We start from the raw sequence: 11,296 nt of genomic DNA, 5'->3' as shown, positions 1-11,296 counted from the left end.
GTTATAACTCTGCCCTATGATTTTTAAGGTGAAATTAGGCAGATGAATAAAGCCGGATCCGCAACAACCGCTGAAACAGGATTTGCTGCCGAAAATGTCGGGCGGCATGTGCTCGCCTATCTTCAGAAGATCAAAATGACGCCGCTGGCAAAACTGGATGATTTTGATGAAGAGGGGAACGCGACCGTCGGACAGGTGATCAATATCTGGATCCGGCTTTCGCTGATCCTGACGAGACGCCGTCCGGAGATTGCGGTGTCCTCGTTAATGAAACATGTGTTGCCGGTAATCGGTGAAGTGCCATTAAACAAAATGACCCGTTTGCGGCTCAACAGACTGTTCAACGTCTTGCTGGCCGAGGGGAAAATTTCAGAAGCCAAACGCGTGTTCGCATTGTGTAAGCAATTTTTCGGCTGGGCGGAAACCCAGGGCTATCTGACACATTCGCCGCTCAGTTCAATGAAACGCCGTGATGTGGGGGGGAGGAATACGCCGCCTCGCGAGCGGGCGTTAACCGATGCGGAAATTTGGATTTTCTGGCATGGCCTTGATTTATGGGATATTTCAGAACAATGCCGCTGGGCATTACGGCTATGTTTGCTGACGGCAAGGCGCCCGGATGAAGTGGTGTGCGCCCGCAAAGAGGAGTTTCATTTACGTATTGGCCTCTGGCGGCAGGGAACGCGCAATAAATCAGCCCGCGACCACAGTCTTCCGCTGACGCCGCTGATGATCACTTGCATTAATGCGTTGATTTCAGCCAGCCCCGGAGAGAGTCCGTGGCTGGTACCTTCGCCACTCGATGCGCAAAAACCACTGTCGCGTGGCGCGGTGACGCAGGTCATCCGGCGGATGTTACGGGCGGAACGCGGTCTCGGCATTGACGCTTTTACGACGCGCGATTTACGCCGGACAGCACGATCAAAATTATCCTCCCTGAATGTGCCTAACGATGTCGCCCGTAAAATCATGAATCATTCACTGGAAGGGATTGACCGTGTTTATGACACTCATGATTATCTGCCGCAGATGAAACAGGCACTCGACGCATTTTCTGACAATATTCAGGGCATCATCGATGCGCCGGATTATCTCGATTTACGTCATCAGTTTGAAGGCGAATCCCTGCAGGTTCATGACAATTCGCTGCTGTATATGGAAAGATAACCGCGTCAGGGCGATGTTGACCAGAAGACAAAGATCCACGATTGATAACAAAAAAGCCGGTCAGAAGCAGACCGGGAATAAGCCAAAGATGTGAACTGCTACACTTGTGTATTGATTTGGCAACGCCAGAAGACAGAGGACTTAATAATGCTTTCACAACGAAACAATGCCATCGGGCTGCCAGAACCGACGCAGACCCTTTTGCTGAGCAGTGGCACCGCAGAGAAAAAACGTCAGGAAATCCGCGATTATTTTATTCAGACCTGGGAATTGTATGAGAGCCTGTTTGACTGCCTCGCGGACGAACGTGCTTATTTTACTAAGGCGATTTCACTGCGCCATCCGCTGATTTTTTATTTCGGCCATACCGCGACGTTTTATATTAATAAACTGATGGCAGCGGGGCTGATCCCGAAACGTATTGATTCACAGATTGAAGCCATGCTGGCGATTGGCGTCGATGAAATGAGCTGGGATGATCTTGATGATCAGAACTATAACTGGCCGTCTGTCGCCAATTTGCGTCAGTATCGCGACAAAGTTCGGGAAGAAGTGCTGGGGATTATTGATACCATGCCGCTGAGTTTACCCATTGGCTGGGACAGTCCGGCGTGGGTGATCCTGATGGGTATTGAGCATGAACGCATCCATCTGGAAACGTCCAGTGTCTTGATCCGACAGTTACCGGTGGAATGGGTTAAGCCTCAGCCCCATTGGCCAGCCTGTGATCTGGCCCGGCATGACCGGAATACGGTGCCGGAAAATACGACACTGGCGGTAAAAGGTGACGTTGTCACGCTGGGTAAGCAAGATGATACCTATGGATGGGACAACGAATATGGCACGTCTGAGCATAAAATTCAGGCCTTCAGCGCCAGTAAAATGCTGGTCAGTAACGCTGAATTTTATACTTTTGTGCAGGCGGGCGGTTATCAGGATGCACAATGGTGGGACGAAGAAGGGGCAGGCTGGCGGGATTTTGCGCAGGCCGGAATGCCGACCTTCTGGGTCGGTTCTCCGCAGGAACCTGAACAACTTAAATTGCGGCTGATGACGGAAGAAGTGCCGATGCCGTGGGACTGGCCGGTGGAAGTGAATCAGCTGGAAGCGGCTGCATTTTGTCGCTGGAAAGCGGCGGAAACCGGGGAATCGGTGCAATTGCCAACAGAAGCGGAGTGGATGATTTTGCGTAATCAGGTGCCTGGCGACCAGCCAGACTGGGAAACCGCGCCGGGCAATATCAATCTGGCGTGGTGGGCATCATCCTGTCCGGTGGATTATTTTGCTCAGGGTGATTTTTATGATGTGGTGGGCAATGTCTGGCAATGGGCGTCTACCCCGATCAGCGGTTTTGACGGCTTCCGCGTTCATCCTTTGTATGACGATTTTTCGACGCCAACGTTTGATGGTAAACACTCGATGATCAAGGGCGGAAGCTGGATTTCAACCGGGAATGAAGCACTGAAATCATCGCGTTATGCTTTTCGTCGTCATTTCTTCCAGCACGCCGGTTTCCGCTATGTGATCTCCAGCCATCAGGAAGTGGTGGCCGTGAACCCGTATGAAACCGACGGGCTGGTCGCGCAATATCTCGATTTTCAGTATGGTCCGCGGCATTTTGATGTGCCGAATTATGCGCAACAACTGGTTGATATTGCATTGAAAAACAGTCAACTGCGGGGAAGGGCACTGGATATTGGCTGCGCCACCGGCAGGGCGAGTTTTGAACTCGCACGTCATTTCGATTCCGTGACCGGTATGGATTATTCCGCGCGGTTTATTGATGTTGCGCTGGCATTAGCGCGTGGTGAAGCCTGCCGTTATGTGATCCCGGAAGAGGGCGAACTGGTGGATTATTGTCAGGCAGCATTGTCGGACGTCAACATCAGCACCGCGCAAACGGAACGGGTGACTTTTGTGCAGGGTGATGCCTGTAATCTCAAACCCCAGGCAGAATTGTTTGATCTGGTGCTGGCGGCAAATCTGCTGGACCGGTTACGTGAACCCGCGCGTTTTCTGAAAGATATTGCCCCGATGATCCGCAGTGGCGGATTGTTAATGCTTTCTTCGCCTTATACCTGGCTTGAAGAATACACGCCAAAAGCGCAGTGGCTGGGTGGTTTTCGGGAAAATGGCGAAGCTGTGACGACATATCAGACGCTCCGTCGTCTGCTGGCCAGCGAGTTTGAAGAAGTGCAGAAACCACAGGATGTGCCTTTCGTGATCCGTGAAACCGCACGAAAATTCCAGCATACAGTGGCGGAACTGACGCTCTGGCGTAAACGTTAATCCCGTTTTGTCTGTCATGAACAGAGGGTCGCTTCGGCGACCTTTTTTATTGCGGTAACGCAGCCAGGCTGGAATTTGAGAGCTGCGCATTCCATCTGTTTGAAAAGAATGTATCTCAGTAGCTGATGTAATCACTGTTGTTGATGTTTAAATGCATAAGGATGTTGTAACTAAAGCAAGGTTTTGTGAGCGATGACGTAACATCAGTGACTGTTCTAAATCGCGAGGAGCATGAAGAGAAGGGGGGAACGATGAGGTGGGATGTGTAAATGCCGGACATTCAAGCCCGGCATTCATAATACAGACTACATTACTTATCAGTCGGGCCGCAGCCACCGATCATTTTAGAAATTGAAATAGCCGGGTGCAGGAAATAATCGTAGTCACAATTTTTTTCTTTATTATTAACACTGCCGGTACAGCCTGAGAGGGTGGTCACTACTGCTGCCAGAAGGGCAAGTTTCAGAATGTTTTTCATGTAAATTCCTTTTTAAAAATAGACAGTTATATTTCATGGCCATGATTGGACAATCTGGCAGGCGAAATATACGCCTATCATTGGTGGCTGGCAAACAAAATACAAGTTCCGCTAATGTATTTACCTCATTAAATTGCAGGCAAATCTATTAATAAATATATAATATGAGTCATAATTAACTTATATTAATAATGTTTCAAAGTTCTGTATTCATATATCTAATAAATCACGCGCTTGCTTGTCGTCATCCGGCGTCACAGTTCTTCTTTCACCGGTCATTTAATGGCACACTGCCGTCATTACGTTGTTGGAATGAATGTTGTCTGATGAAAGCTTCCTGGTATTTCTGCTCACTGATCCTGTTCGCACTCCCTGTTTTGGCGGCTACGCCGAAAGGACTGACGGAAGCGCAATGTATCGCGCTGAAAAATGCCCGTGTTAATGCCGCCGCTATCGGGCTGCCAACACGTGGTGCTCAGATCGTTACCGTTGCGATGGCGGGGCAACCGGGTAATCAACATTGCAAGCTGGAAGGGCAAATCAAACCTGTTGACCTGAAGGCGCCGGATATCAATTTCCAGCTTTATCTGCCCCTCAGCTGGAATGGCAAAGCCCTGCAACTGGGCGGCAGCGGTTTTGATGGCGCCGTCAAGGATGCAGATACCGCACGGCTGGCTCCCGCTGCGACCCCCGGCGCACTCAAACAGGGTTATGCCACCTTTGGCAGCGATGCCGGTCATCAGGGAGGTGTTTCCGATGCCGCGTTTACCCTTAATGACGAAGCCTGGAAAAATTTTGCCGGTGAGCAGATCCAAAAAACGCATGACGTGGCTGTCGCGCTTATCCGCCAGGCCTACGGCAGTAAACCTTCCCGCATGTATTTTCAGGGCAACTCTCAGGGCGGTCATGAAGCGCTGGCCGCCATCCAGCGTTATCCGCAAGATTATGACGGCGCTATCGCGATTCATCCGGTTTATAACGTGGTTGAATTACACATGGCCGGCATCCGCATCGGCCAGGCAGTCTATAACACACCGGGCGCATGGATATCTCCGGCTAAAGCGGCCTTAATCGCCAATGCGGTATCCGGTGCCTGCGACAAGCTGGATGGTCTCAGTGATGGTGTTGTTGCCAATACCCGTGCCTGCGAGGCGACTTTTAAACCTGAACGGCTGCGTTGTGAAGGCAAAAAGGATGTGGATAATTGTCTGACTGCGCCTCAGCTTGCTCTAGTGCAGATGCTCAGCCAGCCGGTGCCGCTCGGCGTGACGCTGCCCACCGGCGATCACTTTGCACCGTGGCCAATATTACAGGGTGCCGACGCGTCAGCGGTGGTCAGCGTGTTTGGCTCCGGCGCCGATAAACCCAGGCCTGCAGCACGCAACATTATTATTTCCTTTCCTTATATGATGGGTGATCAGGCCGTGCGCTACGAAGTGATGCGTTCGCCGGATTATGATTCCCTCAATTTTGATCCTGCTGCACATGCGGCTCGTCTGAATGAGCTGGCGTCACAGGTGGATGATAATAATGCCGATATCCGTGCGTTTGTTCAGCACGGCGGAAAGCTGTTGCTGATGCATGGCACTGCAGATATGGCGGTTCCTCCCGGTAATACCGTGGCGTATTACGAGAAGCTGAAAGCGCAGTTTGGCGAAAAAGCATTGCATCAGTTTGCCCGTTTTTATCTGGCTCCGGGCTTTACGCACAGCAGCGGCACTTTTCGCGCAAGCTGGGATTCACTCGGGGCGCTGGATAAATGGGTCGATCACGGTATCGATCCCGGACAACAGGTGATGACCGACACCAATAAAGCCACTGCCGGTCGGGAAATGCCGCTGTGTGAATATCCGCAGTTTCCTGAGTACAAGGGACAGGGCGATACAAAATCTGCCTCCAGCTTTGTGTGCACAAACAAATAAAAACTCTCCCGCTGTCAGCCAATTGTCAGATTCAGCGGGTACACTTTCATTCAAGATTGCAAGCAGTTTTACCTATATATAATCACAGGTGAATGAACGTTCTCAAAAAACTTGAACATCCGTTCAAGTCTTGGCATTATCCTCGTCTGTCTATTTTGCTTCGGTTCTTACTGTGGCTTATCTGTGTAAAGAAGCTCGCCGTATCACCATCCTCGAAGCGGCCGCGCGTGTCGCGCGACGTGAAGGGCTGGCGGCGACAACTGTCCGCCGGGTCGCGCTGGAAGCCGGGGCGGCAACAGGTCAGGTTCATCATCACTTTTCCAGCGCCGCTGAATTGCGCGCACAGGCCTATACGCAGGTCATGAAAGTCCTGAAAGACCAGCTTCTGGAGCAATGCCAGAGCCTGACCGCCCGCGAACGTTTACATCTTTTTCTAATCGACCCGAAAGATGATCACTCTCTGATGGCGATCCCGCTCTGGCACGAAGCCATGCTGCTGACCGAACAGGAACCGCTGATGAAAGCGGCATTTGCCTTGTCAGTGGCCGACTGGCATCAACTGGTTTCCGATGCCATCACCTTAGGCAGGCAGAAAGGGGAGTTTGTTGAGGGGGAGTCCCCTGAGCACATTTCCTGGCGGCTAATCGGGCTGAGCAGCAGCATGGATGCCATGTCGCGTCTGGAATCCCTCGGGCTGACCGCAGGATGTGCGGAATATAATCTCAACCGCGCGATTGAGAATGAGCTTTACCCATACCTCGCGGAACCGGCTGAAGTTTAAAAAATAATGATCACATCAGCCGTGTCATTGTCGTCAATGTATTTTCAACATCTGTCGCGTACTGAATCAGTGACGTGACGTTATAGCAGCACAGGGAGTTCATTTTGCAAAGCGAACAGAAACCTGATTTTCATGATGACTTGATCAAAGAGTTACTTTACTGGATCGAAGTCAATTTAAGTGATCGTCTGACCATGGAAAAAGCCTCGAAAAAGACCGGCTATTCTCCCTGGTATCTTCAGCGTTTGTTTAAAAGTAAAACAGGTTATGCACTGGGGAAATACATCCGTGACCGTCGTCTGACCATGGCGGCTATCGCGTTGCGTCTGACCAATATGCCGATCCTGGATATCTCGTTGTATTACTCGTACGATTCGCAGCAAACCTTCACGCGTTCATTTAAAAAGAACTTTGCCGAAACGCCGGGAATGTATCGTCGTAACGCCTCCTGGACCATGAACGGCATCACGGCGCCGCTGACTGTTGATGAATTTCCGCAGCCGGAATATGACATCGTGGAAATGCCGGAAATGGCGTTTGATGGCAAAACCACGACCCATTCCTATCCGATTGAAGCGTTATTCAACAGCAAAAACCATGTTCATCGCGCCGAGCTGCTGCGTTATCTGGAAACCCCGGAATCGCTGCTGGCACCGGTGTGGGGATTATCTGATTGCCGCCCTGATACTAACGACGAAGTCGCCAATGCTTTGCAGATGGAATACACCGTGGCCCATCAGGTCTACGCCAGCGACAGCCACACTATCGTCGTGCCCTCCGGCCGCTATCTGAAGATCAATTATCCGTACGATCTCAGTCGCCTGAACGATTTCATTCTGTATCTTTATTCCGTCTTCCTGCCAACACTGGGTCTGGAATTTATCATGCAACCCGATCTGGAAAAGTATTCCCGTGAATCGGCGCTGAACGGTGTCACCTGTGAATATTATATTCCGCTGGCCAGATGATTCAGGCGCTGAAAACAAAAAGGCCTCTCGCAATGAGAGGCCTGGCTGCGGACAGGGGAAATCAGTTAAACACCATACCGCCATCGATCAGCAATGCCTGACCGGTCATATAATCTGAATCCGGACCGGCAAGATAAGAAACGCATGCCGCGACATCTTCCGGCTCAGAAAGACGTTTCAGGGTAATGTTTTTAGCAAATTCCTGCGTACCATACCCGACTGGTTTGCCCGCTGCGGCAGACACCTGACGGTCAATCTCCTCCCACATTGGTGTTTTCACAATTCCCGGACAATACGCATTCACCGTGATACCCAGCGAAGCCAGATCACGCGCCGCGGTCTGGGTCAGGCCGCGCACTGCAAACTTACTGGAGCTGTAAATGGCCAGCTCCGGATTCCCGACATGTCCGGCCTGTGAGGACGCATTGATAATTTTGCCGCCGTGCCCTAATGATTTGAAAGCTTTGACCGCCGCCTGAATCCCCCAGATGACGCCTTTCACATTGATATTATAAACTTTATCGACGATCTCGGGCGTGATGTCTTCAATCAGGGTTGTCGGAGCAATCCCGGCGTTGTTGACGATCACATCAAAACCGCCGAGCTGTTGAGTTGCTGCGTCGACAGCAGCAAAAACTTGTTCCCGGTCAGATACATCTGCCAGCTGGGCAATGGCTTTGCCGCCAGCATGGTTAATTTCTTCGGCGACTTTTTTTGCTGTCGCTTCGTTGTAATCCACAACGGCGACGGCAAAACCATCCTTCGCCAGACGCAGGGCAATTGCGCGGCCGATCCCCTGACCGCCACCTGTTACTAAAGCCACTTTTCCATTTTTAGACATACGACTATCCTCTATGTATTCGGTATCTTCTTCAGGTGCTGCGCGCAAGGCACGGTTTAACCGGCCCGGTGCCATTGCGTGAGCTATTCACTGGTTTACGCCTCCGGTCTCTGATGTGCAATTGTTAGCCACGGTCATTAACTTTTTCGATTCAGCGAGCGGGCACGTCGCTGATCCCTCACGCAAGTCAGGTAGAATGGCGGAAATTGCACAACAGTGAGGATGCCGGAATGAACGGCCATAACATTGATCTTTTCCGTGAGAGACTGAGTACGCTGGCGCGCTCATTACAGCTTGCACCGCAGGTCGCTGAAAACCAGGTGCTTGACCGGATGGCACTGAGCTTTCGTAAATTGCTTAATTTTTTTGCAGAAGATGCCACGCTGACAGCGCAGGCATTGCTGTTGCCTCCGCACGCGCAGGCGACACAGGCTTTGCTGATCACCCTGATCGCAGAAAATCTGCAATTCAGTCAGCAGGACAAATTGTTTCGCGATGATATTCCGGCGTCAGTTATGGCGCAGTGTTTTACCGGTATGCTGGTACAACTGGCTTACACACCGGGCGAACCGGCTGCCCGCCATCAAAACAGTCTGGCCTGTGCGAAATTGTTCTGCGAAGGGGTATGGCTGCGCGAGTGATAGTTTAAAACTTCATATATAAAGCAAAAATCGTTGGTTCTGTTCACCGGCAAGAAAGGGTTTACTGAGGTCATTCCAGCGGCAGACTGTGTTTGCCTGCTTTTGAAAAGCTTTCGCAAGAAAGTGGTGATTAACCGGAGGCCTGTATGTCAACGACTGCAAATACTGCTGAGCACCGCTCATTATGGCAGCGCATAACACATCGTAAGGTTCAGGATCGGCCAGAAGAAAGGGCGCAGGATACGTCGCGTCTGCTGGAAAGTTTTCTTGCGACCGGTTGTCTGTACGGTATCGATGTGGGGAACAGTGACCCGGCGTGGTTTCGCCGCTCCTGATCGCTACGTCCGGTTACTGCGTTTCAGCTACTGGAATGAGCTGTGCAACGGATCCCTTTTCTCCTGATAGTCCCTGTAGTGCCCTGAATGACTGGTGTTGTCGTTGCGGCAGGCGCAACCGCAGCATCAGGTATGAAGGTTGTTGTGGAAAGTCTCTCTGACCTCGTCGTGTAATTTTTTTGTTCTCTCTCATTTGTTGAGCCCATAACTTTCGCCGGTTATGGGTTTTTTTATGCAAAAAAATGCCCCGCAGTCAGGCGGGGCAATATACAAAGCCGTTAACAGGGGTCACGGCAACAGAAATATAAATAAAACACAGAAGGGTAAATGAATTGTGGTGATGAGCCACAACACGGCGAATAAATTAACACAACCTGGAATCGTTAAATAAATACAATTTTTATATGTCATATAAATATCCATTCATGCAGAATATCAATATAGGTCATTGAAATAATTAGCAATGAATAATAAAACAAAAGCTGTGAATTACACGGCGAACTTTATGAACTATATGGTTATTATTGAAGTGAGCTTTGACTCATAAATAAAGTACATATAATAAATTCAAGTATTCAATTAAATGATAAAGGAATGACGTCATGAAATTAAAAGCACTGGCTCTTATTATTCCAGCATTACTGGTTGCGGGCGCAGCGAATTCCGCTGAGATTTATAATAAAGATGGCAACAAATTAGATCTGTACGGCAAAGTTGATGCGCGTCACCAATTCTCCGATAACGTAGGCGATGATGGTGATCAAACTTACGTGCGTGTCGGCTTTAAAGGCGAAACTCAGATTTCTGATCAACTGACCGGTTATGGCCAGTGGGAATATAACGTACAGGCGAATAATTCAGAGAATCGCGGCACAGCAGGCAACGCGACCCGCCTGGGCTTCGCGGGTCTGAAATTCGCTGATTTTGGTTCATTCGATTATGGCCGTAACTACGGCGTTGTGTACGACGTTGAAGCCTGGACCGATATGCTGCCAGTATTCGGTGGCGATACCTATACCACGTCGGATAACTTCATGGTTGGCCGTGCAAATGGCGTTGCAACCTACCGTAATTCTGACTTCTTCGGCGAAGTAAAAGGCTGGAACTTTGCCCTGCAATATCAGGGTGCAAACGACGGTACCAACGATTCTGAAGGAACAAACAACCATCGCGATGTAGGTCATCAGAATGGTGACGGTTATGGTTTATCTACTACCTATGATTTCGGAATGGGTATTAGCGCTGGTGCAGCTTATGCGTCATCTGACCGTACAAATGATCAGTCAGCCGATAATCGTGGTGACAAAGCAGATGTCTGGACCATTGGTGCAAAATACGATGCAAACAATGTTTATCTGGCCACCATGTATGCTGAAACCCGTAATATGACCATGTACGGTGACTCAGAAATTGCAAATAAAACTCAGAACTTTGAAGTCACTGCGCAATATCAGTTTGACTTTGGCCTGCGTCCTGAAATCTCTTACCTGCAGTCAAAGGGTAAAGATCTGAATAACAACAATGGCGGCGATGATAACGACAAAGATCTGGTTAAATACGTCTCTGTTGGCGCGAACTATTACTTCAACAAAAATATGTCTACCTACGTTGATTATAAAATCAACCTGCTGGACAACGATGATGAGTTCTACACAAATCACGGTATCTCTACCGATGATGTTGTTGGCGTAGGCTTACAATACCAGTTCTAATCTCTGAAACTTCTTACTGAAGAATCTGAGTACTAAAACCCATCTCCGGATGGGTTTTTTTGTGCCCAACCCGTGATTTTATGTGCCTTTGAGAAGGGTCTGCCTTCAATAATGCAACAGTGTTTGTTATATTATTGACCAGATCACGTATAGGGCATTTCC

The 11,296-nt window shown here is 49.8% G+C and carries 10 protein-coding genes; 8 read left to right on the top strand and 2 right to left on the bottom strand.

Annotated features, from left to right (window positions below):
• Positions 1 to 42 precede the first annotated feature (42 nt).
• Positions 43 to 1,167: a tyrosine-type recombinase/integrase gene (locus J9880_RS22345; RefSeq protein WP_232770810.1), complete on the top strand. Its 1,125-nt coding sequence runs from the start codon at positions 43 to 45 to the stop codon at positions 1,165 to 1,167.
• A gap of 147 nt (positions 1,168 to 1,314) precedes the next feature.
• Positions 1,315 to 3,456 (top strand): 5-histidylcysteine sulfoxide synthase, encoded by a 2,142-nt coding sequence (gene ovoA, locus J9880_RS22340; RefSeq protein WP_232770808.1) that lies wholly within the window; start codon positions 1,315 to 1,317, stop codon positions 3,454 to 3,456.
• Positions 3,457 to 3,766: 310 nt separating this feature from the next.
• Here the strand turns inward: ovoA and J9880_RS22335 are convergent, their stop codons facing one another.
• On the bottom strand, positions 3,767 to 3,934 hold the full coding sequence (locus J9880_RS22335; protein WP_119824291.1) for a YhfL family protein: 168 nt from the start codon (positions 3,932 to 3,934) through the stop codon (positions 3,767 to 3,769).
• Positions 3,935 to 4,260: 326 nt separating this feature from the next.
• On the opposite strand from J9880_RS22335, the gene J9880_RS22330 reads away from it, so the two are divergent.
• From J9880_RS22330 to J9880_RS22320, 3 genes are all read left to right on the top strand, one after another.
• Positions 4,261 to 5,856 carry a tannase/feruloyl esterase family alpha/beta hydrolase gene (locus tag J9880_RS22330; protein ID WP_232770807.1) on the top strand — a complete coding sequence of 532 codons (1,596 nt, stop codon included), beginning with the start codon at positions 4,261 to 4,263 and terminating at the stop codon, positions 5,854 to 5,856.
• A 172-nt stretch (positions 5,857 to 6,028) separates the two neighbouring features.
• Complete coding sequence (locus tag J9880_RS22325; protein WP_095925769.1) at positions 6,029 to 6,637, top strand: TetR family transcriptional regulator; 609 nt, start codon at positions 6,029 to 6,031, stop codon at positions 6,635 to 6,637.
• Positions 6,638 to 6,741: 104 nt separating this feature from the next.
• Positions 6,742 to 7,605 (top strand): helix-turn-helix domain-containing protein, encoded by an 864-nt coding sequence (locus J9880_RS22320; protein ID WP_095925768.1) that lies wholly within the window; start codon positions 6,742 to 6,744, stop codon positions 7,603 to 7,605.
• A gap of 61 nt (positions 7,606 to 7,666) precedes the next feature.
• Here J9880_RS22320 and J9880_RS22315 read toward each other — a convergent pair whose 3' ends face one another.
• Positions 7,667 to 8,446 (bottom strand): (S)-acetoin forming diacetyl reductase, encoded by a 780-nt coding sequence (locus J9880_RS22315; protein ID WP_095925767.1) that lies wholly within the window; start codon positions 8,444 to 8,446, stop codon positions 7,667 to 7,669.
• A 230-nt stretch (positions 8,447 to 8,676) separates the two neighbouring features.
• Here J9880_RS22315 and J9880_RS22310 point away from each other — a divergent pair, with 230 nt between their 5' ends.
• From J9880_RS22310 to ompC, 3 genes are all read left to right on the top strand, one after another.
• Positions 8,677 to 9,087, top strand: a complete 411-nt coding sequence (locus tag J9880_RS22310; RefSeq protein ID WP_232770805.1) for a hypothetical protein — start codon at positions 8,677 to 8,679, stop codon at positions 9,085 to 9,087.
• 146 nt (positions 9,088 to 9,233) lie between these two features.
• A complete protein-coding gene (locus J9880_RS22305) occupies positions 9,234 to 9,422 on the top strand; it encodes a hypothetical protein (protein WP_095925765.1) in 189 nt (62 codons plus the stop codon).
• A 602-nt stretch (positions 9,423 to 10,024) separates the two neighbouring features.
• Positions 10,025 to 11,134, top strand: coding sequence for a porin OmpC (ompC, locus tag J9880_RS22300; protein WP_133822311.1), 1,110 nt, complete (start codon positions 10,025 to 10,027; stop codon positions 11,132 to 11,134).
• Positions 11,135 to 11,296: the final 162 nt, after the last annotated feature.

It is taken from the genome of Rahnella victoriana (assembly GCF_021276285.1).
Lineage (GTDB): Bacteria > Pseudomonadota > Gammaproteobacteria > Enterobacterales > Enterobacteriaceae > Rahnella > Rahnella victoriana.
This window is presented reverse-complemented; position numbering and strand designations above follow the sequence as displayed.

Excerpts from the sequence above, each read along its gene's own strand:
- ompC (WP_133822311.1), top strand. The coding sequence starts at position 10,025 with ATGAAATTAAAAGCACTGGCTCTTATTATTCCAGCATTACTGGTTGCG.
- J9880_RS22335 (WP_119824291.1), bottom strand. The coding sequence starts at position 3,934 with ATGAAAAACATTCTGAAACTTGCCCTTCTGGCAGCAGTAGTGACCACC.
- J9880_RS22315 (WP_095925767.1), bottom strand. The coding sequence starts at position 8,446 with ATGTCTAAAAATGGAAAAGTGGCTTTAGTAACAGGTGGCGGTCAGGGG.
- J9880_RS22330 (WP_232770807.1), top strand. The coding sequence starts at position 4,261 with ATGAAAGCTTCCTGGTATTTCTGCTCACTGATCCTGTTCGCACTCCCT.
- ovoA (WP_232770808.1), top strand. The coding sequence starts at position 1,315 with ATGCTTTCACAACGAAACAATGCCATCGGGCTGCCAGAACCGACGCAG.
- J9880_RS22305 (WP_095925765.1), top strand. The coding sequence starts at position 9,234 with ATGTCAACGACTGCAAATACTGCTGAGCACCGCTCATTATGGCAGCGC.
- J9880_RS22310 (WP_232770805.1), top strand. The coding sequence starts at position 8,677 with ATGAACGGCCATAACATTGATCTTTTCCGTGAGAGACTGAGTACGCTG.
- J9880_RS22345 (WP_232770810.1), top strand. The coding sequence starts at position 43 with ATGAATAAAGCCGGATCCGCAACAACCGCTGAAACAGGATTTGCTGCC.